This is a genomic window from Thalassolituus sp. (genome assembly GCF_984348125.1).
Map to the genome: position 1 here is coordinate 129,691 of NZ_CFHJLR010000004.1, position 25,101 is coordinate 154,791.

The window sequence follows — 25,101 nt, forward strand, 5'->3', positions numbered from 1 at the left end:
GGTTAAGTAAAGTTAATTTTTAGCGAAGACGGCTTTGAATGTCCTTGAATCGTTCTACTTTATTTCTTTCGAAAAGCATTGGCTCGCTGCCTCCTGATGAGTCGAGGAGTCCCTCGCGAGCATAGCGCTTAACTGTCACAGTTTTGATTTCGAGGTACTTTGCGACTTCTTCGATGGTCATAAGTTGTTGGTCAGACATGCTCGCACTCCTTTATGTATATGCACTGGAGTAAGAGTTTAGTCAGGATTTGACAGCGTGTTGGCGGGCGGTGGTTCGTTGCGCCTGACTCAGCTGACAGAGCAGGCGCTTTGTTTGGTTGGGGCGCAAGTATTGTTACTGGAACATGTACCGTGCACCCATGAAAAACAGAATGCTTGCAAGAGCAGGGCGCAGTATTGCGTCAGGAACCTTGCGGCTGATCATGCTTCCGAAGTGGATGGCTGGAATGGAACCCAGGAGCAGTGCGCCGAGTAGTTGGAAGTCGACATTGCCAAGGCCCAGGTGGATAAGGCCAGCAGCGAGTGTCAGTGGAACGGCGTGAGCGATATCGGTGCCGACGATGTGAGTGCCCCGGAGTGCAGGGTAGAGAATCATGAGGATGGCTGTACCAATAGCGCCAGCGCCGACAGACGAGAGTGTAACGAATATGCCGAGCAGGATGCCCATGACGATAGTTGCGGCTGGTCTGAATCGACTCAGGTTGCGGGCGTTGCGGGCCGCCGCAAAGGCTTGAATGCGTGTTCTCATGAAGATAACGACGGCAGTCATGACCAGCATGATGCCGAGGGCGTTTTTCAGCAGGTGGCCGTAGTCTTCAGCGTCATTGAAGAACACATGAAGAAGGGCGCCGGTAATTAGTGCGGCGGGTATTGAGCCAGCAGCAAGAAGTTTGACCAACCCCCAATTGACGTGCTTTTGTCTGTGATGGCTATACGCTCCGCCGGCCTTCGTTAATGCCGCGTAGAGCAGATCGGTTCCGACAGCGGTATGCGCTGGGAAGCCAAAGCTGAGCAGCAGTGGCGTCATCAATGCGCCGCCACCAATGCCGGTCATGCCTACAATAAAGCCGACGGCAGCGCCGGCACCGATATAAAGCAGAAAATCCATCTGAGTCGTCTAATCTGGGTGCGTATAGTACAGAATGCGACAATGTAGAGGTTGTCATCTATTCTGGAAAGGAATATTTGTTTATATTTTTATAACTCGAATAGCGTTTTGTCGTAAGGGGTGGGATATATGAAGTTGCAGCAACTCAGATACATATGGGAGGTCGCGCACCACGATCTGAATGTGTCCGCCACCGCGCAAGCGTTATACACCTCTCAGCCCGGGATCAGTAAACAGATTCGGCTGTTGGAAGATGAGCTTGGCGTTGAGATCTTTGCACGCAGCGGTAAGCATCTGACGCGCATTACGCCGGCTGGTGAGGCCATTCTGAAGATCGCCGGAGATATTCTGCGTAAAACTGAGAGTATTAAGCAGGTCGCTCAGGAGTTCAGTGATGAAAAGCGCGGCAGTCTGTCTGTGGCAACAACGCATACTCAGGCCCGATATGCACTCCCGGGGGTGATTGAGTCGTTCATGAGGCGCTATCCGGATGTGTCTCTTCATATGCATCAGGGCACACCGATGCAGATAGCCGAAATGGCGGCGGATGGCACGACCGATTTTGCTATTGCTACTGAGGCGATGGAGCACTTTGGTGACCTGATTATGATGCCGTGCTATCGGTGGAATCGCAGCATTCTGGTCCCCAAAGGGCATCCGCTTGCGGCCACTCCGCGACCGACACTGGAGCAAGTGGCTGCGTACCCTCTGGTTACTTATGTGTTTGGCTTTACTGGCCGATCTAAGCTTGATGAAGCATTTCAGGGGCAGGGGCTGACGCCCAAGGTGGCCTTTACAGCGGCCGATTCTGACGTTATCAAAACCTACGTGAGGCTGGGTGTGGGGATTGGGATTGTGGCGAGCATGGCGATCGATCCAACTACTGATTCTGATCTTGTAGCAATCGATGCGTCTCACTTGTTTGCTTCAAGTGTTACCAGTATCGGCTTTCGCAAGGGTACGTTTCTGCGTAGCTATATGTTTGATTTTATTGCTACCTTTGCGCCTCATCTTACTCGGGATCTGGTTGAGGTTGCTGCGCAGAGCCCGGGAAGGCAGGATGTTTCAGATTTATTTGATGGGATCGAGCTCCCTGTGCACTGACCGCAGCAGGGGGGCTCGATAGAAGGCGCTTGTTTCAGCCCTTTGAGATGATGTTGCCTGCGTGGAGTCCGCACTCTTTGTGGGTTGCTTCCTCCCACCACCAGCGACCTTCACGCTCGTGTTGGTTTGGCAGTGTGGCTCTGGTGCAGGGTTCGCAGCCGATGCTGACGAAGCCTTTCTGGTGAAGCTCGTTGTATGGAACGTCGAACATTTTTATGTATTCCCAGACCTGAGCCGAAGTCCAGTGAGCGAGCGGGTTATACTTGGTTAGTGTTTCGCCCCGTCCTTTGAAGGCGCTATCCAGTTCTATAATCGATACGTCTGATCGTGTCCCTGGGCTCTGGTCGCGACGTTGACCCGTTATCCATGCGTCCAGTTCAGTCAGCTTGTTGCGTAGTGGGGCGATTTTGCGAACGCCACAGCACTCCTGGTGCCCATCTTCGTAGAAGCTGAATAGTCCTTTTTCTTTAACGAAGTCTTGCAGTGTAGCTTGTTCAGGTGTGCGCACATCAATGGTGATATTGTAGTGTTTGCGCACCTTTTCTATGAACTGGTATGTCTCTGGGTGCAGTCGACCCGTATCCAGAGTGAAGATGTCGACGTTTGGATCGATTTTGACGGCCATATCGACCAGAATGACATCCTCGGCGCCGCTGAATGAAACGGCAATGGCATCATGGTTTTCAATGGCGTGACGAATAATGTCTTTCGGGCGTTTATCTTCAAACTGGGTGTTCAGTTCGGCAATCTGGTCGTCTCTCATCGGTGTATCCGGTCGTTGTATTTTGAGGTGATATTATCATGGGGCTTCTTAGGTCAAATAATACTAAAAAAGAATACTCTTATTCATGTGTTTGCTAATCCGTTGTGTTTGCCGGGATGAATGGTAGAGTAGCGCCCTTTATTACCTGAATGAATTGATGGGGACTCCATGGAAATCGCATGTCTTGACCTTGAAGGTGTACTGGTACCTGAGATCTGGATTGAATTTGCAAACAAAACGGGCATTGAAGAGTTGAAAGCAACGACTCGTGATATTCCTGATTACGACGTTCTGATGAAACAACGTCTGGCGCTACTCGATCAGCACGGTTTTAAACTGCAGGATATTCAGGAAGTGATCGCAACTCTTAAGCCACTTGACGGAGCGCGTGAGTTTGTTGATTGGCTGCGTGAGCGTTTTCAGGTGATTATTCTGTCTGACACTTTTTACGAGTTCTCTCAGCCGCTGATGCGCCAGTTGGGCTTTCCGACACTGTTCTGCCACCGCCTGGTTGCTGATGAAGATGGTCGTGTCGTTGACTACAAACTGCGTCAGGCTGACCCTAAGCGTCAGTCTATCCGTGCTTTGCAGACCATCTATTATCGTACGATCGCAGCCGGCGATTCCTACAATGATACGACGATGCTGGCAGAGGCAGATGCGGGTATTCTGTTTCATGCACCACAGAATGTGATCGAGGAATTTCCACAATTCCCGGCTGTGCACACTTATGAAGACCTTAAGAAAGAGTTCATCAAAGCCAGTAATCGCGACCTGACGCTTTAAGTAAGACTTATAACGGGGTGTCGAGAATTTTCGTCACCTTGTTGAGTATCTCCTGGTATTCGTCGTCGGCATTGCTGTCGATGACGAGACCTCCGCCTCCCCAGCATGTTGCGCCTTCTTCTTTTGCTTCAATTGTCCGTATGAGGATATTGAAGTCGCAAGATCCACTGTCATCGATGTAGCCAGCGGAGCCGCAGTAAGCACCTCGCTCTCTTGGTTCCAGTTCGCTGATGATTTCCATCGCACGTTTTTTCGGGGCGCCGGTAATTGAGCCTCCCGGAAAAACCGCTTCAATTGCTTTTGTTGCGGGTGTGTCGGCTTTCAGTGTTGCGGTGATGGTGGATACGAGGTGATGTACGTTGGAATGCGACTCAAGGGTGAAGAGTTCGGGCACCCTGACGCTGCCCGGGGTGGCGTGAATGCTCAGGTCATTCCGTAGCAGGTCGACAATCATCAGGTTTTCGGCCTGATTTTTAGGGCTGGTTCTTAGTTCTGAGGCGAGCCTGGCGTCCTCAGTTGAATTTATGTGTCTGGGAGCGGTCCCTTTGATTGGGCGCGTCTCAAGCTGGAAGGTCGGTGACGCGCTAGTCTTGCTTGTCTTTGGGGAGATCTTGAGAAGTCTTTCTGGTGAAACGCTGATGATAGTTCGCTCGCTGTCTTTGATGATGCATCCATGCGGTGCGTCAAAAGTCTCCAGTAGCTCTGACGGGTTACAATCTCTCAGGTCATCCTTGCAGAGGAAGGGGGTGGCCAGGTTGATCTGGTAGCAGTCGCCGCTCAAAAGATACTCGCGTACTTTGGCGAAGCTGTCGGTATATTGCTCTGGAGTCTGCTCTGGCATCCATGTTCTTGGTGAAGGTGTGGTCTGCGTTGCTGTCATGCAGTGCTTCAGGGTTTCAAGGTAGCTCGCTACTGTTGAGTCAGTAATGGGTTCAGGAGACTGGATGATGCAATAGTCGCTGTCAGGGTCTATGAGTAGCGAAGAGTTGTAGCGCCTGAAGCTGGTCTGGCTATCGCTGCCGGGGTAATCCAGAAGACCGATCCAACCTGATACAAAGCAGCCCTTACTGTCTGTCTCTCTATCGTGGTGCCTGGTCTTGAGTGGCGGTAGTTGATTGGTCGATTCGGACTCATTGATCGCAATGACGTATTTTGCCTTGAAGTGATCATCTTCTGTCAGGTTCGAGTAATGGCGTTGCCTGTGTGGAATGGTGAGCAGGCTGAAGTTGTCCAGATATGACAGGGTTTTCAGTATTTTGGCGCCGGGTAGCTCAAGTTTGCAGGTGAACATTACAGGCCACTTGGTTGGGTTGGTGAGTATATAACCTACTGAAAAATAGCGATTTTCTGCGGCTTCTTTACTCCTAGTATACATCCAGAGCCGCTTCGTAACCATTATCCGTAACTTTGTGTGAAAAAAGGGTAGACAACTGCAAATCAACATAATAGATTGAATGCAAGTCTCGTGTAGCGGGGCTTAATTCGAAAGCTTGCTGGTAGTTCATTAGACAGTAAGCAAATTGAAAATCGACCATTCAAGCGGGTGACACCACAAGGTGAAACAAGTAGGATGGTCAACGGGTAAACTGAAAGACCCGCTGTACTACATAAAAACAATCAGGAGTGTGCACAAATGAAATTCCTCAAGAAAGCTTCTCTGGCTGCATCTATCGCCGCTGTATCTTTCGCTGCTAACGCTGAACTGGTAGCAATGGACGAAATGGCAATGGCTGCTGCTACTGGTCAGGCTGGTATCGATCTGGATATTACTCTGTCTGATGTCGATGCCATTTCTATCGGTGAAGTTCTGTATACCGATACTGTCGACGGCGTAACTACTGGTGGCGGTTCTTTGGCAATTAGCAATATCATCGTTGGTTCTGCAGATGGTTCTGATATTACTATCTTCAACGCAATCGACATTGATGAAACTGGTTCTATCATCATGGATAGCTCTGCGACTGATCTGTCAGGCCTGCGTGTACGTATCGGTAACGTTGAAACTCGCACTGATGCTGGCCTTTCTGCTGCTAACCTGGCGCGTAACGTTGACGTTACTATGGATGTTCAGGGTAGCGTTACTACAATTGCACAGTCTGGTACGGATACTACCATTACTTCAGTTGGTGGTTCTGTTGAAGTTACCTCAGGTAGCATGACGCTGTTGAACGACGCGATTGGCATTACTGATCTGCGTGTATACGGTACTGGCGGTGTTGGTACTGGTATTAGCACTGACTCTACTCTGACCTTCAATGGCGACGGTATCTCTATCACAGGTCTTGACCTGGCTGGTACTATCGAGATTGGTGACTTGGCTCTGGGTGGATCTTCTATCGGTTCAGTTGCTATCTCTGATATCGCTCTGAACGGTGCGGCTGTAACCATCTCTGGTCGCTAAGTTCGCTTAGCGTCTAGAAAGAAAGCCCGCTCCGGCGGGCTTTTTTTATGTCTGTATTTAATGAAAAAGAGCGAAAAAACCTGATTTATCAGTGAATTATACTTGGTTGGGCTAAATTGTTTCTGTAACATAGGATAACGATACAAATTATAATAAAAATATAAAGGGGGAGGCCGAGGCCTTAGAATCGTGCTGATTATTCTCTTAGGATCTGTTATCGGGTTCGCCATGGCACATGAGCTTGCCATTGTGAATGAGCGAGAGCAGGGGGACACCGTTGTTCGTGTGGCCGTCGGTGAAGACTATCAGGAAGATATGGTAGTTAATGTCGAACCTCTCGCTGCGAAAAAATTCAAAAATGTCGTGCGTCAGGTGTATGACTATTCCTGTGGCTCTGCTGCCCTGACGACACTTCTCGACTTTTACTTGGGTAGGAACTTCCAGGAACGTCAGGTGATGGAAGGTTTGCTGCGATTCGGTGAGACTGAACGAATCGTAGAGCGTCGGGGTTTCTCAATGTTAGACATGAAGCGCTTAGTTACGGCGCTCGGTCATCCATCAGGGGGGTTCAAGGCGGAAGCATCCGACCTTGAAACTTTAGATCACCCAGCTATCGCACCGATTCAGTATGCGGGATTTAAACATTTTGTTGTTATCCGCACGGTGTACGATGGCCGGGTTTACGTTGCCGACCCTGCATTGGGCAACATCTCTTTTACTCTTCATCGTTTTCTCGAAGTCTGGGATAACAACGTTCTCTTTATAGTGTTCCCGAATGGCCATAAGCCCGCGAGCGGCTTAGAGCTGCATGAAGAGGATATGCGCTTTGTTTCAGATCATATTATTGCTGAGAATGCCTTTAAAGAGTTTCCAATGTTGCATGTCAAATCTGAGCACCAGCTGCAGAATGCGATTTATGCTTCATTTAATAACGCCGAATACGAATATCGCTTAAAAGTAGATGAGAATGGCGATGCTGTTGTGGGGGATGACGGCTCATTCGTATTTGAAACTGAAATCAAAACTGCTGAAGACGGCGGCGATCCGGATAACTTCAATATCCTGGTCACCGATGGCCTTGTCGAAGATGGCCAAGGTATTAATAAGTCTCTCCGTTACAGAAGAAAATAATAAAAGGTAAGCAGAATCATGAAACGCTCCGGAATTTTATCGCTGACTTTGTTGCTGGCTGCTGTGAATGGCGCTTACGCAGATACCGCTGAAGAAATGGACAAGGCTCGCGAGGCTCTTTCAAAACAGGACAGTGATGCTGATACTGAGAAAGCACTTGAGGAAGTGTTTGAGGCGGCGGAAAAGAACTATTCCTTGCTGAAAAAAGGCGGGATGTCTCTCAACTATAACTTCGACTACAGCTATTATGGTGACCAGCGCATAGACCTCAATGTTGAGGACTCTCGCGTTCGTAGTGTTGATGTAAGTCCAGTTGCAAGCCATTCATTTACGAATAGCTTTGCGTTTGATTACGGCCTGTTTAACAACCTGACACTCGGTGTTCGCCTGCCGTTGGTTTCCAAGTTTGAAACGCAGGACGAGCTTTCCGGTTACGGCGTGGGTGATATCAGCGGTACTGTTCGCTGGCAGCCAGCTGAGTATATTCCGGGTAAAGCATCCAGAACGTATTTCGGTTCTCTTCGTGTACCGACCGGTCAGTCGCCTTACGAAATTGATGAAAATGAAGCGCTTTCCACAGGGTCGGGTACATTTGGCTTGAGTGGCGGTTTGAGTACTTCTAAAGTTCTTGATCCGGTTGTCTTGTTCGGCTCACTCTCAGCGGGTTATGACCTTCCCGCTACTGATCTGAACCAGGTGCGTGGTGATCAGCTGCTGCAAGAAGTGAATAATAAGGGCAATATCTCAGCCTCTATGGGTTTTGCTTACTCGCTTTCATACGATGTTTCTCTGAGTGCATCTTTCCAGGGGTCTTACTCTATGGGAAGCGAATTTGTTCTGTATCGCCCTTCAACTGGTCAGGAGACTCGTTCTGAAACGACCGGCCAAATGACCGGCATTATGAACTTCGCCTTAGGTGTGCGCGTATCCCCAAAAACGATCGCAAACGTAAACGTCGGCTTTGGTATGACGGAGCTTTCTCCTGATATCCTGCTGGGACTGTCATTGCCTATTGATATTGAGGGTGCAAAACCTTCAGAGGGCAACTAATCAGTCATGACTGATAAAACGATAATAAATAACAGTTTGTGGCGGTTTAATATGCGGAAGTTAGCGCTGTTAGCGATGCTGGTTCCAGGAGTGGCAAATGCTGAACTCCTGCAGAACTTATTTATCGACAACAAAGCCATGTCCTTGGGGAACGCAGTAACAGCAGACCCTACCGGAATCATGGATATTCACTTTAACCCTGCTGGTCTGACTAAGCTTGATGGGCGTCAGTTTCAGTTGCAGTTCAATAACATTATTCTGAACTCTGAAGCTGAATTCAGTTTGCCTGATGATTTTGACCCTGGGGAGGCGGGTTTGCTCGACCCTTCCAAAGATCCTGTGTTGAACGAAGGCAAAAGTAGAGCGCACGTCGCTGCGTATTTTCCTGGAATAGGCCGTCAGGGTATTCCATTGCCTATCATTGCTCTGCCAACGGCGGGGTTCTCTATTAAGCCGCCGGGCTCAAAATTTACCTTTGCAAATGCTGTCTATGCGCCAATGGCTGCAGGCTTCTCGAAGGGAGATGATGATCCGGGGCGTTATCAGGCGAAAGAAGTTGCAATTCAGCGGCTTACTTATTTGTCGCCATCATTTGGTTATCAGGTAAATGATGAATTCTCTGTTGGCGCAGGTCTCCTGTTTTCACACCAGGCTGTGTCTTTAGAGCAGGAACTTCGTGCACCAAACGTGTTGGTCGGTGTGCTCGAGGAGCTGCAAAATGCTTTTGGCTGTCTCGAACCCGATGAAAATGGCAACCCCAAACGGAATGATCCGCTGGCGCCTTTTATTACGCTGTGTGGTGGTGACGTTGGTCCCTACGATGATATTGGCACGCTTGATATCACTATGACTGAGTCGCTGTCTCCATCGTTTAACCTTGGTATGCTTTGGGAACCTAATGGTTGGTTTAAGTTTGGTATGTCATATCAAAGTGAGGCGAATACCAAGCTGACCGGTGATTACGAGCTTGAGTATACGGACGACTTTGCGGACTTTTTCCGTACCTTTAACTCATCGATTATTGGTGCTGTGACTGGCGCGATTTTCTCTTTCCCGCAAGGGCAGACTTATGAGTCTGGTTATGTGACGTCAGAGCTGACCTATCCTCAGCATTTTCAGGCGGGTGTGAAGTTCAAGTATTTTGATATATTTCACTTCAATCTGGATGCTGGCTGGACCGACTTCGATGAATGGGACAGCTTAGACATCCAGTTTGACCGTCAGGTGAGCTTCCTTTCTACGGCTAAAATCCTGTCGCCGGATTTGGTAACTGATACCACTCTGGAAATGCCTCTGAACTTCCGTAGTGTCTGGACATACAATATTGGTATGGCGATGGATCTTAACTCACGTATACAGCTGCGTGCTGGTTTTGAACCCCGTCGTAGCTCAATTCCTAAGGATTCGCGTAGCCTGCAGGCGCCGATTGGCTTTATGCGTATGTACGCTGTCGGCCTTGGCTACCAGTGGGACCTGGATACTACCATCGACCTGTCGATGAGTTTTATGAAATCAGTTGAGCATATCAAGGCGGATCCGCAGGACGCGAGTTCTAATAATGAGTATCCGAATTCAAGTAACTCTCTTAACCGTAACTGTCTTACATGCGTTGTTACCAACCCTTACCCAGGGCTCGATGTCGACACCAAGTTGACCATTGGGCACGCGGGTATCAGCTTCAGGACCAAGTTCTGAGGTTAATATTTCTCTTCCTGCTGTCGTCAGTCGCCATGGCTGACGGCAGTTATTACACTTGGGTTGATGCGCAGGGGCGAATTCATAATGTCCCGCTGAAGCCCGGTGAGGAAGAGCCAGTGGAGCAACCTCCTGGTGACGATAATGACTACCAGACAGAGGAGGAGGTTCAGGAAAAGCTTCGCCAGTACGATGAGGATAATCCTGCCTTTTACGTGATCGTAGAGCCAGATGGGCGTGTTCGTACGGAAACATACGACGCTGAAGCTGAACAAGAAGCCGCTGCTGAGACCATTGTGGGCGATGACGAGGTCATTATTGGGTGGGATCCTATTCTTGCGCCACCTTTTCGGGTTGATAAGCAAATGACGCAGGGAGCGTGCTGCGAAGCGTTTACTGACCAGTTTGTTGAAGCCCCTAAGCAATTTAAGTCGGTGCAGCTGTTTGACCCTGTCAGATATCGCTCGTTCCCAACTTCGCAGGGAAATCACACAGCCTGGTACTTTCACATTGGAAAGCCTCCCAAGGCAACTTCGGGTCGTCGATTTCTTGTGCTCAGGCTGCGTGGCGCTCCGGTCGAGGCTAGCCTGATCTCGCTAAACTCAGACCTCAAGCCTCTGTACTACTCGCGACGTTTGCCGCTCGATAGTATTCCCGAAAGCTGGCATAGCGTTGGATATCAGGAGGCCAGGGTGCTTGTCGAAGACAAGGGTGTTGAGAGTTTCATTCTTTATCTTGATATGAAACCCGCGGAAGATATGTCGCTGGAGATTCGTTGGGCTGATGGCTACGCACCGTTTCAGTAAAACCCTCAATCACGGTGATATTGCATCTACGCTCGTCAACTTCGAAGAAAGCATGAGTACAGCTGTGGGTGATTCACGTCGTCTGGTCTTGCTGCATGGTGCTGGCCTGGCCGGAGATCTGACGTGGCGTCTGGTTGTTAATTACCTGACAGAATGGGATGAAGTGCTGATTCCCGATCTTCCGGGAATGGGGGATTCTGTTTGGGTTAATGCAGAGTCTGCGGGCTTTGATGAATACCTGGCTGCTATCGCTGAATTCCTTAGGTATCAGGGTTGGGGTCAGTTTGACCTTGTCGGGTATTCCTTTGGAGGGCTGCTGGCAATGCATCTTGCGGAGCTGAGTGATGCGCCGTTTAAGGTGCAGCGATTAGGTTTGATTGAGCCTGCGGCCTTGTTGGCGAGTAATCCAGAGCTTTTGATACATCGAGCTGAAGAATATGGCGACCAGGCTGAATTGCTGATGTCAGGTAAGGCGGATGCTGTGCTTGGTTTTCTGGATGCTGTATCCCCGTTTCGTGATAAAGCTGGCGATGACCTGGTTGTGCGACGTTTGTCAGAAAACCTGGCTGGGCTCGGCTATGGTGTCAGGGCGGTTAGTCAGGCGTTGACTCGGTATTCAGATCATTATGCTAACTGGATTTCACCAGTCCCAGGTATGAGCCTCATCGGAGGCCTGTCTCCTGAATCAATGCGTATGCGTCATAAAAGACTGGCGGCTGAATCTCCGACGTGGGTGTTGCACGAAGTTCCGCGTGCAGATCATGGCGTTGTTTATTCGAGGCCGAAGCAGGTGGCTTCGGCGATTAATGCACTACGTGCTTGAATATCAGTCGAGAGAGCGCTTCAGCCCTGTGGAATCAAGGATTCTAGTAGAAATTTCCTCGATCGATTTGTCGGTTGTGCTGATGTAAGGGATGTTCTCCCGCTCGTACAGAAACTCCACTTCGTCTACTTCGTGGTAGCATTGCTTAAGTGACGCGTATCTGCTGTTAGCTTTTCGTTCTGTGCGGATCGCTGAGAGGCGCTCCGGGTCAATCGTTAACCCGAATATCTTATGTTTGTGTTTCTGCAGGCTGTCAGGCAAGCGCAGATCAAGCATATCTTCTTCTGTCAGCGGGTAGTTCGCCGCCTTAATGCCGAATTGCATAGCAAGATAGAGGCAGGTCGGAGTTTTGCCGGACCGGGAAACGCCAACGAGTATGACGTCAGCATCTTCGTAGTGGCGGGTGCGTGCGCCATCATCATTGTCGAGGGCAAAATTGACTGCGTCTATGCGGTTCAGGTAGCGCGTACTATCCGCAGGGGAGTGTGACTTGCCGACCGAGTACGAGCTTTCAGTCGCTAATTCCTGCTCCAGTGGATGCAGAAATGCTTCAAAAATGTCGACTTTAAATGCATCCGCGGTGTCGATGATAGAACGGATGTTCTTGTCGACAATCGTATCGAAGAGAATGGCGGGTGCGCCGGAGTCCTTTGCGGCCTGATTGATTTTGGCCACTGCGTTGTTAGCCTTCTCAGTCGAATCAATGTATGGCAGTGTTACACGGGTAAACTGAAGCTTGTCGAATTGGGCTAGCAAGGCATTGCCTAATGTTTCGGCCGTGATTCCTGTACCGTCGGAAATAAAATAGGCAAAGCGCTTCATATGGTAATTTTTCCTGCGTCCACTTAGTATTACGTGCCTGACGGAGTTCCGCAGACGCAGGCAACTATAGGTGATTCATGCGAATCACCCAAGCGTAAAATTGAATCATCAGCACGAAGGAGAGTTTCCTTGACCGATTATGTTCTCAGGTTTAATCAGGTAACCATCAATGACGTTGAGCGCGTTGGCGGTAAGAATGCATCACTTGGCGAAATGATCGGAAACCTCTCGGCCGCTGGCGTTTCAGTGCCAGACGGTTTCGCAACAACGGCAGATGCCTATCGGGAGTTTCTCGCCTATGAGGGCCTGGGCGGACGAATTAATGATGCGCTTCAGGGGCTGGATGTTGATGATATTCAGGCATTGACATCGACGGGTAAGCAAATCAGGGAGTGGATTCACGAGGCACCTTTGCCGCCAAAGCTTGAAGAGAGAGTGCGTGAAGAGTTCTCATGGCTGGAAGATGGCAATGACAACATGGCCGTTGCTGTGCGCTCATCAGCCACTGCAGAAGACCTGCCTGATGCTTCTTTCGCTGGTCAGCAAGAAACCCATCTGAATATTGTCGGTATCGACAATGTGCTTTTCGCGATCCGTGATGTCTTCGCTTCTCTGTTTAACGACCGTGCGATCGCTTACCGTGAGCATCAAGGCTTTGATCATCACAAGGTCGCCCTGTCTGCGGGTATTCAACGTATGGTTCGTAGTGAGACTGCATCCAGCGGTGTCATGTTTACCCTGGATACAGAATCTGGATTCGACGATGTCGTATTTATAACCTCCTCATATGGCCTGGGCGAAACCGTTGTGCAGGGTGCGGTAAACCCTGACGAGTTCTACGTTCACAAGCGTAACCTGACTGAGGGTCGACCATCGATTCTGCGTCGCAATCTTGGTGCTAAAGCCATCAAGATGATTTACAACAAGGAGGCTTCGGTTGGTAAATCGGTTGAGACTCAACGCGTTGATCGTGACCTGCGCAGAATATTTTCTATTACTGATGACGAAGTGCAGTCGCTCGCTCGTCAGGCAATGATCATTGAGAAACACTACGGCCGCCCAATGGATATTGAGTGGGCGAAAGATGGTGATGATGGCAAGCTTTATATCGTCCAGGCCCGTCCGGAAACCGTAAAAAGTCGCGCCAGTAAAAACGTTATGGAGCGCTACCTGCTGAAAGAAACCGGCAATATCCTTGCTGAAGGCCGGAGCATTGGCCACCGGATTGGTAAGGGTAAAGTACGCGTTATTGAACATATCGAAGATATGGACAAGGTGCAGGAAGGCGAAGTACTCGTAGCTGATATGACGGACCCTGACTGGGAACCGGTGATGAAGCGCTCAGCCGCAATTGTTACCAATCGAGGTGGTCGCACCTGTCACGCAGCAATCATTGCCCGTGAGCTAGGCATTCCCGCTGTTGTTGGTTGCGATGATGCAACAGACAGACTCTTCGACGGCCAGGAAGTCACCGTTTCTTGTGCAGAAGGTGATACCGGCTTCGTTTACGAAGGTGCGCTTGATTTTGATGTTCGCACCAACAGCGTGGATTCGATGCCGGATCTTGATCTTAAGATTATGATGAATGTCGGCAATCCGGATCGTGCCTTTGATTTTCAGTCATTGCCGAACGCCGGTGTTGGCCTTGCACGCTTGGAATTTATTATTAACCGCATGATCGGTGTTCACCCGAAAGCGCTTCTGAATTTTGATCAGCTGCCTGAGGATGTGAAACCTACCGTCGAGCGTCGTATCTCTGGGTACAGCGAGCCTGTTGATTTCTACGTAGATAAGCTGGTTGAAGGTATATCAACTCTGGCTGCTGCGTTCTGGCCGAAGCGCGTTATCGTTCGTCTTTCTGACTTTAAATCAAACGAATACGCCAACCTGATTGGTGGGCGCTTATTTGAGCCGGAAGAAGAAAATCCAATGCTGGGTTTCCGTGGCGCGTCGCGCTATATCTCCAAGAATTTCCGTGATTGTTTCGAACTCGAATGTCGGGCGATGAAGAAAGTCCGCAATGAAATGGGCTTCACCAATGTTGAAATTATGGTGCCATTTGTTCGCACCGTCGGTGAAGCAGAGCAGGTGGTTGAGCTGCTTGCGGAAAACGGCCTTAAGCGTGGTGAGAATGACCTGCGCCTGATCATGATGTGTGAGCTCCCTGCAAACGCGATTCTTGCAGAGCAGTTCCTTGAGCATTTTGACGGTTTCTCTGTTGGCTCGAATGACCTCACGCAACTGACGCTGGGTCTGGATCGGGATTCCGGCATTATTGCTCACCTCTTTGATGAGCGTAATGCGGCAATTCTGGCTCTGCTTGAGAACGCCATTGATGCGTGTAAGAAAGCAGGCAAGTACATCGGCATCTGCGGTCAGGGGCCGTCGGATCATCCGGACTTCGCACGCTGGTTAATGGATAAAGGTATCGACAGTATTTCTCTGAACCCAGATTCCGTGTTGGATACCTGGTTCTTTCTTGCCAATAAGCAGGACTGAACAACCCAAGTAAAGGACGAACGAATTATGAAGAGCAGCAGTTCGCTGTTCCCCGTGACCTTATCGCGGGCAGATATCCTTGGTGATCTCTCTGAGGATATCTATCTGGTGAAACACAATCGCGATCCTGACCCGAGTGTACAGATAGCGCTGTCGCGGATTGGTCTGGCTGGTAACGAGCAAGGTGAGGACAGAGGGTTTCCGGTTGTTCTCGTTCACGGTAGTTTCACCAATAAAGGCTTCTGGTTGTCGGCGAAAGGGCGCGGCATGGCCAGTTTTCTGGTCGAAAAGGGCTTTGATGTCTGGTTATACGAGCACCGTGGGCATGGCCAGTCTCCCCGTAATGATGACTATCAAAAAAATACTGTTGAGCGGTACGCGCGTTTCGATGTCCCGGCGGTTCATGAGTTTATTCACGAGCAGAGTGGACGTTATCCGGCCTGGCTCGGGCATTCACTTGGTGGGACTATCATCGCGACTGCGGTTTCCGGTGGCTTTCTGACTTCGTTGCCAGCATTTGCCATGTTTGGTACGCAAGTGGTGCGCCCGAATATGGCGTTGCAGGTTCCGCTCGCGGGTCCAATTGCTCGTGCGCTTGTTTCTTTCAGGAAAGAGCTGGACGGTCGCCAGATGAAAATTGGGCCTGAAAACGAACCTGCAGGTGTCATTAATGAGTACCTTGCGCGCCATAGCCTGCTGGGGCGTTGGAAGTTGCCATCGACTGGCGAGCCTCTGTTGCCGAAGTGGAAAGAAGCGACAATTCCGCTTCTGGGTGTTTCTGCAGCGGGTGATACCACGGATCCAGCGAAGTATTGTCAGCGTTTTTATCGAATGTACGGCGGCCCTAAAGAGGAACTTATCCTTGGCGTTGGAAGCGGCTTTAGCAAGGATTTTGCTCACATTGATATGATCATTGGCGAAGATGCCGAACGCGAAGTCTGGCCGAAGGTCAGTAATTGGCTTGGCGCTTATGCAAGCTGAGGAGCCTTACAGTAAAGTTGCGGTTATTGTCGGTGTTACCGGACTGATTGGTTCCCATCTGTTGGAGTGCCTGCTGCAGGAGAACCGCTATCGTAAAATCGTTGCCATTGCGCGTAGTTCTGCGCCGGATTCTGTTAAGAAATACATCGATAGCGGTCAGCTGATCTGGCAGTCGTTCTCTGAGCCTATGCCTGATCATGTTGATCATTTCTTCTGTGCACTTGGTACGACGCAAAAAGTGGCTGGCAAGGCAGGCCTTGCGGCGGTCGATCGGGATCTGGTTGTTGAGACCGCATCTGCCGCGATCGCAAAAGGTGCCAGTCTCTGTTCAATTGTCAGTGCGACTGGAGCGGATGCCAGTTCGATATTTTTTTATAACAGGATCAAGGGCGAAATGGAGGCGGGGCTCAGCGAGTTAGGCGCCCGCTGTGTGCAATTCTGGCAACCGTCCGTATTGCTGGGCGAGCGCAGCGAGGAGCGGTTTGCAGAAAAGATCGCGGGTTGTATCCTGCGGTCGCCTTTACCTAGAAATATCCAGGGTCGGGATGGAGCTGCTGTTGCTTCTGCGATCGCAGTAGCCGCTGGTCAGGATCTGACCGGAATACACCGATTTAAAGTACGTGAAATAGACATGTTTAACTCAGGAGAGACGCTATGACTCAATATGTAACCCCGGATCTTTGTGATGAATACCCGGATCTCATCACTGTTGTTGAGCCAATGTTCAATAACTACGGTGCCCGCGAGTCTTTTGGTGGCGAAATCGTAACTGTTAAGTGCCACGAAGATAACTCAAAAGTAAAAGAGCTGGTCGACACCGACGGCAAAGGTAAAGTCATGGTTGTTGATGGTGGCGGCTCCATGCGTCACGCGCTGCTGGGCGATATGCTGGCTGAAAAAGCAGCTAAAAACGGTTGGGAAGGTATCATTATCTACGGTTGTATCCGTGATGTTGATGTCATTATGGAAACTGAGCTGGGCGTTCAGGCGCTGGCAACGAATCCTCTGAAGACCGATAAACGTGGTCTGGGCGACGTAAACGTTAAGGTTAAGTTCGGTGGTGTTGATTTCGTGCCGGGCCAGTTCGTCTATGCAGATAATAACGGCATTATCGTTTCTCCGCAGAAACTGGAAATGCCAGGAGCCTGAGTTAACCCTGTTGAAACAACCGCTTGGTTGGTGGGTTGATGAACTGCATGAAAAGGAGCCCGGAACGTCCGGGCTTTTTTGTACCTTGCTCTCGATAGGGTATGCTTGGGTTGTATACAATCTTGGTCGTAGATCTATTGAAACTCGCATTTTTCGGCGTAGAATGTCGGTCGACTTATTGAGGATTGTCGACAATTTATGTCTGAAGCCCAAACGCTTGCTGAAAAAGTGTTCTCTGAATTAGCCACGGCTATTGTGCGCGGAGAGCTTGCTCCCGGAGAAAGGCTGTCGGAGCAGGCATTGGTTACCCGATATGGCGGCAGTCGCGCGCCGATAAGAGAAGCGATTCAGAAGCTTGAGGCACGCAATCTCGTGGTTCGTGTTCCGCATGCTGGCGCTCGTGTGGTGTCTTTGTCGCTCGAGGAACTGCGTGATATCTATGAAGTTCGCCTGGAGCTTGAGAGTATGGCGTGCCGCCTGGCCGCAGAGCGTATGTCTGACGCTGATATTTCAGCACTTGAAAAGCTTCTCGAAGAACATGCACGTTCCATTGAGGCAGATCAGGGACTCAGTTACTACCAGAAGTCGGGCAATCTGGATTTTCACTACCGCATTATCGAAGGCAGCAAGAATAGCCGTTTGCATCAAATGCTCTGTGGTGACCTCTATCACATAATCCGTATGTATCGTTATCGCACCAGTACCAGCTCAGAGCGCCCGCTGCAGGCATTGAAAGAGCACCAGCGCATTGTGGAGGCGATAAAAAGTCGTGATCCGCAACTCGCCGAACTACTGATGAGGCGCCATATCCAGGTGTCTTTGACTAACCTTGAAACTCGTCTGGCTCACGAGGCCCGACATTAACTTATACGGCACAGGAGACCTGATATGACCCCAGGCCAGAAATTCCGTAAGGCGCTTGAAGATAACAAGCCGCTGCAAATTGTAGGTACCATCAATGCGTATGCCGCGATGATGGCTGAAAAAATTGGCCATCAGGCGATCTATCTCTCCGGTGGTGGTGTTGCAAACGCTTCCTACGGCCTGCCAGACCTCGGTATGACGTCGCTGAACGACGTGGTTGAAGATGTTCGTCGTATTACTTCTGCAAGCTCGTTGCCGCTGTTGGTTGATATTGATACGGGTTGGGGGGGCGCATTCAACATCGCTCGCACCATTAAAGAGATGGAAAAGGCCGGTGCTGCTGCAGTGCATATCGAAGATCAGGTTGCTCAAAAGCGTTGTGGTCATCGCCCGAACAAAGAAATCGTATCTAAAGAAGAAATGGTCGACCGTATCAAAGCGGCTGTTGATGCTCGAACTGATCCGGATTTCTTCATCATGGCCCGTACTGATGCGTTCGCTCAGGAAGGTCTTGAAGCGGCGATTGAACGTGCGAAAGCATGTGTTGAAGCTGGCGCTGACGGCATCTTCGCTGAAGCTGTGAAGACTGAAGAACACTACCGCGCTTTCGCTGAAGCGCTGGATGTGCCGATTCTGGCAAACATCACTGAATTCGGTCAGACCGAACTTTGGAGTCGCGAGCAGCTGGGTGAGTGGGGCGCCGCTATGGTGCTGTACCCACTGAGTGCGTTCCGCGCGATGAATAAAGCAGCCGAGACTGTTTATAAAAGCCTGCTTGAAGAAGGTCACCAGCGTAAGGTGGTCGATATTATGCAGACCCGTATGGAACTGTACGATTACCTGAACTACCACGATTTTGAACAGAAGCTCGATGCTCTGTTCGAAGAAGGTAAGAATAAGTAAGTCGCCGTGGGCGGGCGTCAAAGCCGCTCGCTTGTGGTTCTGGGGTGGGTGTTGATGCCTCAGGCGGATGTCTAAATTAGTTTAAAGTGTTTATCTAAGTATCTGTTTTATATAGATAATACTGATTTTAATGAATGAGCGTTTGCGAAGAAGGTAGCGCAAGGCGAAGCTCGATGAAAAAGCGGAGCTTACTGTTGCTAAGTAAGTATTTTTCAGAGAGCTTCAACACAGCGATACCGATGCAGCTAGCTCAACAGGAGTTAAAACATGGCTAAAGAATTAAGTGGTGCTGGTCTGCGGGGCCAGGTCGCCGGTAAAACTGCTCTGTCGACGGTAGGTAAATCAGGTTCTGGCCTGACTTACCGTGGTTACGACGTTAAAGATCTTGCTGCAAACTGTGAGTTTGAAGAAGTTGCGTACCTGATCCTGAAAGGCGAGCTGCCTACTCAGGCTGAGCTGGATGCCTACAAAACTAAGCTGAAGGGCATGCGTGGTCTGCCACAGGCGCTGAAGGAAGTGCTAGAGCGCATTCCTGCTTCTGCTCATCCAATGGATGTGATGCGCACTGGCTGTTCGATGCTGGGCAACCTCGAAACCGAAGAAAGCTTCGATGAACAGCAGGAAGCGACTGATCGCATGCTGGCTGTTTTCCCAGGCATGATCAACTACTGGTACAACTTCTCTCACAATGACAAGCGCATTGATGAGAATACCGCTGCTGATTCTATTGCCGAACAGTTCCTGTGGACTCTGCATGGCGAGAAGCCATCTGAACTGCATGTTCAGGTGATGCAGGCATCACTGATTCTGTATGCAGAGCACGAGTTCAACGCATCTACCTTCACTGCACGCGTATGTGCATCAACGCTGAGTGACATGCACTCCTGTATCACTGGTGCTATTGGTTCCCTGCGTGGCCCACTGCACGGTGGCGCGAACGAAGCCGCGATGGAACTGATCGAAGGCATGGACAACCCAGAGCACGCTGAAGAGTCCATCATGGGTATGCTGGCGCGCAAAGATAAGATCATGGGCTTCGGTCACGCGATCTACCGCGAATCTGACCCGCGTAACGCTGTGATCAAAGAGTGGTCTGAGAAGCTGGCGAACGAAAATGGCGACACGAACTTGTACGACATTTCTGTACGCTGTGAAGCGGTTATGTGGCGCGAGAAGAAGCTGTTCTGTAACGCTGACTTCTTCCATGCGTCTGCGTACAACTACATGGGCATTCCGACCAAGCTGTTCACTCCGATCTTCGTTTGTTCCCGCCTGACTGGCTGGGCAGCTCACGTAATGGAGCAGCGCGCTGACAACCGTATTATCCGTCCAAGCGCTGAATACACTGGTGAAGAGAATCGTGCGGTTCCGGCGATTGCTGACCGCTAAGTCGCTGCTCCGCTAAAAGTTAAATGTGAGAGGCGGCTATTCCTCTCTGGCGCGCCGTGAACCCATCCCTGGGGGCTTGGGCACCACATCCATGTGGTGCACAGCCAGATCGCAACAGCCGCTCTCACTCGAGTACTCCGAAGTCCCCGCCATATTGAGCGGTGACTTCAGCGGCCCACCCGGTGTAGGGGGTGTGGGTGAAAGCCGGTTTTCAACCCTGCATGCCATGGTCGGTTCCGTTCCCTACGGAATCCGACACTTCCGCCATCCATGGCGGTCGGACGGCAGTCAGACGTGAGTCTCCATGGAAAGATTCACGACGAGTTGAAAACCGGCTTTCATCCGCGCACCGAATCGAGTGCGCCAAAACCGTGATGAGAAATTGAGTATGAATACTGAATTCCGTAAGAATCTTCCGGGCAGCAGCCTGGACTACTTTGATACCCGCGCGGCATGTGAAGCCATCAAGCCGGGTTCATACGACACACTGCCATACACCTCGCGTATTCTGGCAGAGCAGCTGGTCCGCCGTTGTGCGCCAGAAGCACTGAACGCAAGCCTGGAGCAGCTGATCGACCGTAAGCGCGATCTCGACTTTCCCTGGTACCCAGCACGCGTTGTGACTCACGATATTCTGGGTCAGACCGCTCTGGTGGATCTGGCTGGCCTGCGTGATGCAATCGCAGCTCAGGGCGGTGATCCGTCCAAAGTGAATCCAGTGGTTCAGACGCAGCTGATTGTTGACCACTCTCTGGCTGTTGAGTGTGGCGGCTTTGATCCTGATGCATTCCAGAAAAACCGTGACATTGAAGAGCGTCGTAATGCTGACCGCTTTCACTTCATCGAGTGGACTAAAACGGCGTTCGACAACGTCGACGTGATTCCAGCGGGTAACGGCATCATGCATCAGATCAATCTGGAAAAAATGTCTCCGGTAGTTCAGGCGCGCGACGGCGTTGCGTATCCGGATACCTGTGTCGGTACCGACTCTCACACGCCACACGTTGACGCACTCGGCGTAATCTCTGTGGGCGTGGGCGGTCTTGAAGCCGAAACTGTGATGCTGGGCCACCCATCCATGATGCGTCTCCCGGACATTGTTGGTGTTGAGCTGACTGGTAAGCGCCAGCCAGGTATTACCGCAACGGACATCGTTTTGGCTCTGACTCAGTTTCTGCGTAAAGAGCGTGTTGTTGGTGCATACCTCGAGTTCTTCGGTGAAGGCGCTTCAAGCCTGACGATCGGTGACCGGGCGACGATTTCCAACATGACACCTGAATACGGTGCAACCGCCGCTATGTTCTACATCGATGAGCAAACCATCGATTATCTGAACCTGACAGGTCGTGACTCCGATCAGGTGGCTCTGGTAGAACAGTATGCTAAAGAAACTGGTCTGTGGGCAGACGCACTGGAAAGTGCACAGTACGAGCGTGTTCTGAAATTTGACCTCTCTTCTGTTGGTCGTAATATGGCAGGCCCTTCAAACCCTCATGCGCTTCTTGCAACGGCAGATCTGGCAGCTAAGGGCATCGCGGGTAACCTGGAAGAGGCCAAAGCTCAGGAAGCTGAAGGTCTGATTCCTGATGGTGCGGTCATCATCGCTGCTATCACCTCCTGTACCAATACCTCTAACCCTCGCAACGTGGTTGCGGCTGGTCTGTTGGCGAAAAAAGCCAATGAGCTGGGCCTGATACGTAAGCCTTGGGTTAAGTCGTCGTTTGCGCCGGGTTCAAAAGTGGCGCGCACCTACCTTGAAGAAGCGGGGCTTCTCCCAGAGCTTGAGAAGCTGGGCTTCGGTATCGTAGCGTTCGCGTGCACGACCTGTAACGGTATGTCGGGAGCCCTTGATCCTGAGATTCAGCAGGAAATCATTGACCGCGACCTGTATGCCACCGCTGTCCTGTCGGGCAACCGTAACTTCGATGGTCGTATTCATCCATACGCTAAGCAGGCATTCCTGGCTTCGCCACCACTTGTTGTCGCTTATGCGATTGCGGGTACTGTTCGTTTCGATATCGAAAAGGACACTCTGGGTAACGATGCTGATGGCAATCCGATCAGCCTCAAGGATATCTGGCCGTCTGATGAAGAGATCGACGCCATCGTTGGTGAGTTCGTTAAGCCGCAGCAGTTCCGTGACGTCTATATCCCGATGTTCGATCTCGGCGAAGCTGAAAAAGCACCGAGCCCACTGTACGACTGGCGTCCAATGTCGACCTATATCCGTCGTCCTCCATACTGGGAAGGTGCTCTGGCAGCAGAACGTACCATGAAGGGGATGCGTCCGCTGGCGATTCTGCCGGACAACATCACTACGGATCACCTGTCGCCATCGAATGCGATTCTGATGAACAGTGCTGCGGGTGAATATCTGCACAAGATGGGACTTCCAGAAGAAGACTTTAACTCGTACGCCACGCACCGTGGTGACCACCTTACGGCTCAGCGTGCCACTCTTGCTAACCCGAAACTCATGAACGAAATGGTTCAGGAGAACGGCGAAGTGAAGCAAGGTTCTCTGGCGCGTATTGAGCCAGAAGGTAAAGTCGTCCGGATGTGGGATGCGATTGAAACCTACATGGAACGCAAGCAGCCGCTGATTATCGTTGCCGGTGCAGACTACGGTCAGGGTTCGTCACGTGACTGGGCTGCCAAAGGCGTTCGTCTGGCGGGTGTTGAAGTGATCGTTGCTGAAGGCTTTGAGCGTATTCACCGTACAAACCTGATCGGTATGGGTGTACTGCCGGTACAGTTCAAAGAAGGCACCACGCGCAAGACACTGGAGCTGGATGGTACTGAGACATACGACGTAATTGGTGAGCGTTCTGCTGGTTGCGACCTGACGCTGGTTATCCATCGTCAGAATGGCGAAACCATTGAAGTGCCGGTGACCTGTCGTCTGGATACTGCTGAAGAAGTTGTGACCTACAGCGCCGGTGGGGTACTACAAAAATTCGCCAAAGACTTCCTCAAGGGAGCCTGAAGCTGGCTGCATTGCTGAGACAGTGTTGCAGATCAACTCGGAATGCTCACGTACTTCAGTACGCTCCGCTTCCTCGCTGGTCTGCGCCTCGCCTCAGCGTCTTCGCCGACGCTTCAATGCGTTGGGAATAGATTTCCGTCTCACTGACGCCTCCCGAACGGACTTGTTTCCGTCGATAGGTAGTTGAGGTGTTGGCGAAAGAGCTGAATCGGTAGGGTGGGCATGGCCCACCTTATTTTTATTATTTAATGGGGCATCTTATGACTCATAAACCACAAGTTAAAATCCCAGCGACGTACATGCGCGGCGGTACGTCGAAGGGTGTTTTCTTCAGCCTGACGGACCTACCAGAAGCGGCTCAGGTACCAGGTGATGCGCGAGATAAGATTCTGCTGCGGACTATTGGCAGTCCTGATCCTTATGGTCAGCAAATCGACGGTATGGGCGGTGCGACTTCAAGCACTTCCAAGACCGTTATTCTGGCAAAAAGCGAGCAGCCAGATCATGATGTGGACTATCTGTTTGGTCAGGTATCGATCAATAAGCCGTTCGTTGACTGGTCTGGTAACTGCGGTAATCTGACTGCGGCTGTTGGCGCGTTTGCGATCTCCAAAGGCCTGGTTGACGCTGACCGAATACCCGAGAATGGTATCTGTACGGTTCGTATCTGGCAGAAAAATATCAGCAAAACCATCATAGCTCACGTACCTATCACTAACGGTGAAGTGCAGGAAACGGGTGATTTCGAGCTCGATGGTGTGACCTTTCCTGCGGCTGAAGTTGTCATCGAATTTATGGACCCAGCCGATGGTGAAGGTTCTATGTTCCCGACTGGTAATCTGGTGGATGATCTTGAAGTTCCGGGTATCGGTACTTTCAAGGCGACCATGATTAATGCGGGCATTCCAACGATCTTCGTAAACGCTACGGATATTGGCTACAAAGGTACGGAGCTGCAGAAAGATCTGAATTCAGATGCAGACGCTCTGGCTCGCTTTGAAACCATGCGTGCTTATGGCGCGGTAAAAATGGGCCTGATCAAAGATGTCGCCGAGGCGGCTGATCGCCAGCATACGCCGAAAATTGCATTCGTTGCACCAGCAACGGCCTATGAATCATCCAGCGGCAAGCAAATCGGTACGGGCGATATTGATCTTAGCGTCCGCGCCCTGTCGATGGGCAAACTGCACCACGCCATGATGGGTACAGCGTCGGTTGCTATTGCGACGGCAGCTGCGATTCCGGGTACTCTGGTTAACGAAGCGGCCGGTGGCGGTAATCGCGATGCGGTTACTTTTGGCCATCCTTCTGGAACGTTGCGTGTCGGCGCGGCGGCTGAGGAAGTGAATGGTGAATGGACCGCTAAGAAAGCTGTAATGAGTCGCAGTGCGCGCATCATTATGGAAGGGAATGTTCATATCCCCGGTGATACTTTCTGATCAGAAGTATCTGGTTATAAAAAAGCCCGCATCTGCGGGCTTTTCTACGTCTGCTCCCCTCTGAGTTACTCAGAGGGGAGTGGCCTCTAAAGAGGGGCGAAGATTACTCTCCGCTCTGGCTCTCTTCAGCAACTTCCTGCTTTTTCGGCTTTTCAGAGGTTGCTTCGTCACCTTCATTGCTGGCGGTCCCAGCATTACGAGGGTCGTTCGGTGCACGACCTGACGGCGCGCGACGACGACGGCGAGTCGGCTTCTTCTCAGCTTCTGCAGATTGCTCTTCTGCTGCAGGTTTAGCTTCTGCTGCAGGTTTAGCTTCTGCTGCAGGTTTAGCTTCTGCTGCAGGTTTGGCTTCTGCTGCAGGTTTGGCTTCTGCTGCAGGTTTGGCTTCTGCTGCAGGTTTGG

General features: G+C 50.8%; 23 protein-coding genes and 1 pseudogene. 18 read left to right on the forward strand and 6 right to left on the reverse strand.

Annotated features, from left to right (window positions below; translation table 11 throughout):
- Positions 1-19: 19 nt before the first annotated feature.
- Entirely contained in the window at positions 20-199 is a 180-nt protein-coding gene (locus AC5E51_RS04390) for a helix-turn-helix domain-containing protein (protein ID WP_068439651.1), read from the reverse strand.
- 135 nt (positions 200-334) lie between these two features.
- Entirely contained in the window at positions 335-1,108 is a 774-nt protein-coding gene (locus AC5E51_RS04395) for a sulfite exporter TauE/SafE family protein (RefSeq protein WP_068439649.1), read from the reverse strand.
- Between the two features lie 129 nt (positions 1,109-1,237).
- Between AC5E51_RS04395 and cysB the strand changes: the two genes are divergently transcribed.
- Entirely contained in the window at positions 1,238-2,212 is a 975-nt protein-coding gene (cysB, locus tag AC5E51_RS04400; protein ID WP_068439647.1) for an HTH-type transcriptional regulator CysB, read from the forward strand.
- A gap of 34 nt (positions 2,213-2,246) precedes the next feature.
- On the opposite strand, the gene AC5E51_RS04405 is transcribed toward cysB, so the two are convergent.
- On the reverse strand, positions 2,247-2,975 hold the full coding sequence (locus tag AC5E51_RS04405; RefSeq protein ID WP_491778176.1) for a phosphoadenylyl-sulfate reductase: 729 nt from the start codon (positions 2,973-2,975) through the stop codon (positions 2,247-2,249).
- 168 nt (positions 2,976-3,143) lie between these two features.
- Between AC5E51_RS04405 and thrH the strand changes: the two genes are divergently transcribed.
- The gene (gene thrH, locus AC5E51_RS04410) at positions 3,144-3,761 is read left to right on the forward strand and encodes a bifunctional phosphoserine phosphatase/homoserine phosphotransferase ThrH (protein WP_301179894.1); all 618 of its coding nucleotides are present in this window, start codon (positions 3,144-3,146) and stop codon (positions 3,759-3,761) included.
- A 7-nt stretch (positions 3,762-3,768) separates the two neighbouring features.
- On the opposite strand, the gene AC5E51_RS04415 is transcribed toward thrH, so the two are convergent.
- A complete protein-coding gene (locus tag AC5E51_RS04415) occupies positions 3,769-5,052 on the reverse strand; it encodes an anthranilate synthase component I family protein (protein ID WP_491778177.1) in 1,284 nt (427 codons plus the stop codon).
- Positions 5,053-5,394: 342 nt separating this feature from the next.
- Here AC5E51_RS04415 and AC5E51_RS04420 point away from each other — a divergent pair, with 342 nt between their 5' ends.
- From AC5E51_RS04420 to AC5E51_RS04450, 7 genes and pseudogenes are all read left to right on the forward strand, one after another.
- Entirely contained in the window at positions 5,395-6,162 is a 768-nt protein-coding gene (locus AC5E51_RS04420; RefSeq protein ID WP_297533961.1) for a DUF6160 family protein, read from the forward strand.
- Between the two features lie 228 nt (positions 6,163-6,390).
- Entirely contained in the window at positions 6,391-7,293 is a 903-nt protein-coding gene (locus AC5E51_RS04425) for a C39 family peptidase (RefSeq protein ID WP_068439665.1), read from the forward strand.
- Positions 7,294-7,311: 18 nt separating this feature from the next.
- The gene (locus AC5E51_RS04430) at positions 7,312-8,343 is read left to right on the forward strand and encodes a flagellar protein FilC (RefSeq protein ID WP_068439641.1); all 1,032 of its coding nucleotides are present in this window, start codon (positions 7,312-7,314) and stop codon (positions 8,341-8,343) included.
- 51 nt (positions 8,344-8,394) lie between these two features.
- Positions 8,395-10,038, forward strand: a complete 1,644-nt coding sequence (locus AC5E51_RS04435) for an OmpP1/FadL family transporter (protein WP_301378978.1) — start codon at positions 8,395-8,397, stop codon at positions 10,036-10,038.
- A 20-nt stretch (positions 10,039-10,058) separates the two neighbouring features.
- A pseudogene (locus tag AC5E51_RS04440) lies at positions 10,059-10,115 on the forward strand (hypothetical protein); the annotation flags it as partial.
- Between the two features lie 42 nt (positions 10,116-10,157).
- The gene (locus AC5E51_RS04445) at positions 10,158-10,844 is read left to right on the forward strand and encodes a hypothetical protein (protein ID WP_301388534.1); all 687 of its coding nucleotides are present in this window, start codon (positions 10,158-10,160) and stop codon (positions 10,842-10,844) included.
- Positions 10,822-11,667 carry an alpha/beta fold hydrolase gene (locus AC5E51_RS04450; protein ID WP_068439637.1) on the forward strand — a complete coding sequence of 282 codons (846 nt, stop codon included), beginning with the start codon at positions 10,822-10,824 and terminating at the stop codon, positions 11,665-11,667. The genes AC5E51_RS04445 and AC5E51_RS04450 overlap by 23 nt, the downstream gene beginning before the upstream one ends.
- A 3-nt stretch (positions 11,668-11,670) precedes the next feature.
- On the opposite strand, the gene ppsR is transcribed toward AC5E51_RS04450, so the two are convergent.
- A complete protein-coding gene (ppsR, locus tag AC5E51_RS04455) occupies positions 11,671-12,489 on the reverse strand; it encodes a posphoenolpyruvate synthetase regulatory kinase/phosphorylase PpsR (RefSeq protein WP_068439635.1) in 819 nt (272 codons plus the stop codon).
- 129 nt (positions 12,490-12,618) lie between these two features.
- Here ppsR and ppsA point away from each other — a divergent pair, with 129 nt between their 5' ends.
- From ppsA to prpF, 9 genes are all read left to right on the forward strand, one after another.
- Positions 12,619-14,988, forward strand: coding sequence for a phosphoenolpyruvate synthase (gene ppsA, locus AC5E51_RS04460; protein WP_297533964.1), 2,370 nt, complete (start codon positions 12,619-12,621; stop codon positions 14,986-14,988).
- Between the two features lie 27 nt (positions 14,989-15,015).
- Positions 15,016-15,969 (forward strand): alpha/beta fold hydrolase, encoded by a 954-nt coding sequence (locus AC5E51_RS04465; protein WP_068439631.1) that lies wholly within the window; start codon positions 15,016-15,018, stop codon positions 15,967-15,969.
- Entirely contained in the window at positions 15,959-16,627 is a 669-nt protein-coding gene (locus AC5E51_RS04470) for an NAD-dependent epimerase/dehydratase family protein (protein WP_491778178.1), read from the forward strand. Before AC5E51_RS04465 ends, AC5E51_RS04470 begins: the two co-directional genes overlap by 11 nt.
- Positions 16,624-17,118 (forward strand): ribonuclease E activity regulator RraA, encoded by a 495-nt coding sequence (gene rraA, locus AC5E51_RS04475; RefSeq protein WP_491222767.1) that lies wholly within the window; start codon positions 16,624-16,626, stop codon positions 17,116-17,118. The genes AC5E51_RS04470 and rraA overlap by 4 nt, the downstream gene beginning before the upstream one ends.
- 198 nt (positions 17,119-17,316) lie before the next feature.
- The gene (locus AC5E51_RS04480; protein ID WP_491778179.1) at positions 17,317-17,982 is read left to right on the forward strand and encodes a GntR family transcriptional regulator; all 666 of its coding nucleotides are present in this window, start codon (positions 17,317-17,319) and stop codon (positions 17,980-17,982) included.
- A 24-nt stretch (positions 17,983-18,006) separates the two neighbouring features.
- Positions 18,007-18,885, forward strand: coding sequence for a methylisocitrate lyase (prpB, locus tag AC5E51_RS04485; protein WP_076514839.1), 879 nt, complete (start codon positions 18,007-18,009; stop codon positions 18,883-18,885).
- Between the two features lie 267 nt (positions 18,886-19,152).
- A complete protein-coding gene (gene prpC, locus AC5E51_RS04490) occupies positions 19,153-20,274 on the forward strand; it encodes a bifunctional 2-methylcitrate synthase/citrate synthase (RefSeq protein WP_491778180.1) in 1,122 nt (373 codons plus the stop codon).
- 388 nt (positions 20,275-20,662) lie between these two features.
- Positions 20,663-23,260 (forward strand): Fe/S-dependent 2-methylisocitrate dehydratase AcnD, encoded by a 2,598-nt coding sequence (acnD, locus tag AC5E51_RS04495; protein ID WP_491778181.1) that lies wholly within the window; start codon positions 20,663-20,665, stop codon positions 23,258-23,260.
- Positions 23,261-23,520: 260 nt separating this feature from the next.
- Positions 23,521-24,699, forward strand: coding sequence for a 2-methylaconitate cis-trans isomerase PrpF (prpF, locus tag AC5E51_RS04500; protein WP_491778182.1), 1,179 nt, complete (start codon positions 23,521-23,523; stop codon positions 24,697-24,699).
- A gap of 103 nt (positions 24,700-24,802) precedes the next feature.
- Here the strand turns inward: prpF and AC5E51_RS04505 are convergent.
- Positions 24,803-25,101, reverse strand: a 299-nt coding sequence (locus AC5E51_RS04505; RefSeq protein WP_491778183.1) for a hypothetical protein, incomplete at its 5' end; no start/stop codon positions are given.

Excerpts from the sequence above, each read along its gene's own strand:
- AC5E51_RS04470 (WP_491778178.1), top strand. The coding sequence starts at position 15,959 with ATGCAAGCTGAGGAGCCTTACAGTAAAGTTGCGGTTATTGTCGGTGTT.
- ppsR (WP_068439635.1), bottom strand. The coding sequence starts at position 12,489 with ATGAAGCGCTTTGCCTATTTTATTTCCGACGGTACAGGAATCACGGCC.
- AC5E51_RS04435 (WP_301378978.1), top strand. The coding sequence starts at position 8,395 with ATGCGGAAGTTAGCGCTGTTAGCGATGCTGGTTCCAGGAGTGGCAAAT.
- AC5E51_RS04430 (WP_068439641.1), top strand. The coding sequence starts at position 7,312 with ATGAAACGCTCCGGAATTTTATCGCTGACTTTGTTGCTGGCTGCTGTG.
- prpF (WP_491778182.1), top strand. The coding sequence starts at position 23,521 with ATGACTCATAAACCACAAGTTAAAATCCCAGCGACGTACATGCGCGGC.
- AC5E51_RS04395 (WP_068439649.1), bottom strand. The coding sequence starts at position 1,108 with ATGGATTTTCTGCTTTATATCGGTGCCGGCGCTGCCGTCGGCTTTATT.
- AC5E51_RS04480 (WP_491778179.1), top strand. The coding sequence starts at position 17,317 with ATGTCTGAAGCCCAAACGCTTGCTGAAAAAGTGTTCTCTGAATTAGCC.
- AC5E51_RS04390 (WP_068439651.1), bottom strand. The coding sequence starts at position 199 with ATGTCTGACCAACAACTTATGACCATCGAAGAAGTCGCAAAGTACCTC.
- prpB (WP_076514839.1), top strand. The coding sequence starts at position 18,007 with ATGACCCCAGGCCAGAAATTCCGTAAGGCGCTTGAAGATAACAAGCCG.
- AC5E51_RS04465 (WP_068439631.1), top strand. The coding sequence starts at position 15,016 with ATGAAGAGCAGCAGTTCGCTGTTCCCCGTGACCTTATCGCGGGCAGAT.
- cysB (WP_068439647.1), top strand. The coding sequence starts at position 1,238 with ATGAAGTTGCAGCAACTCAGATACATATGGGAGGTCGCGCACCACGAT.
- AC5E51_RS04420 (WP_297533961.1), top strand. The coding sequence starts at position 5,395 with ATGAAATTCCTCAAGAAAGCTTCTCTGGCTGCATCTATCGCCGCTGTA.
- AC5E51_RS04450 (WP_068439637.1), top strand. The coding sequence starts at position 10,822 with ATGGCTACGCACCGTTTCAGTAAAACCCTCAATCACGGTGATATTGCA.
- AC5E51_RS04425 (WP_068439665.1), top strand. The coding sequence starts at position 6,391 with ATGGCACATGAGCTTGCCATTGTGAATGAGCGAGAGCAGGGGGACACC.
- acnD (WP_491778181.1), top strand. The coding sequence starts at position 20,663 with ATGAATACTGAATTCCGTAAGAATCTTCCGGGCAGCAGCCTGGACTAC.
- AC5E51_RS04415 (WP_491778177.1), bottom strand. The coding sequence starts at position 5,052 with ATGTTCACCTGCAAACTTGAGCTACCCGGCGCCAAAATACTGAAAACC.
- AC5E51_RS04405 (WP_491778176.1), bottom strand. The coding sequence starts at position 2,975 with ATGAGAGACGACCAGATTGCCGAACTGAACACCCAGTTTGAAGATAAA.
- rraA (WP_491222767.1), top strand. The coding sequence starts at position 16,624 with ATGACTCAATATGTAACCCCGGATCTTTGTGATGAATACCCGGATCTC.
- thrH (WP_301179894.1), top strand. The coding sequence starts at position 3,144 with ATGGAAATCGCATGTCTTGACCTTGAAGGTGTACTGGTACCTGAGATC.
- prpC (WP_491778180.1), top strand. The coding sequence starts at position 19,153 with ATGGCTAAAGAATTAAGTGGTGCTGGTCTGCGGGGCCAGGTCGCCGGT.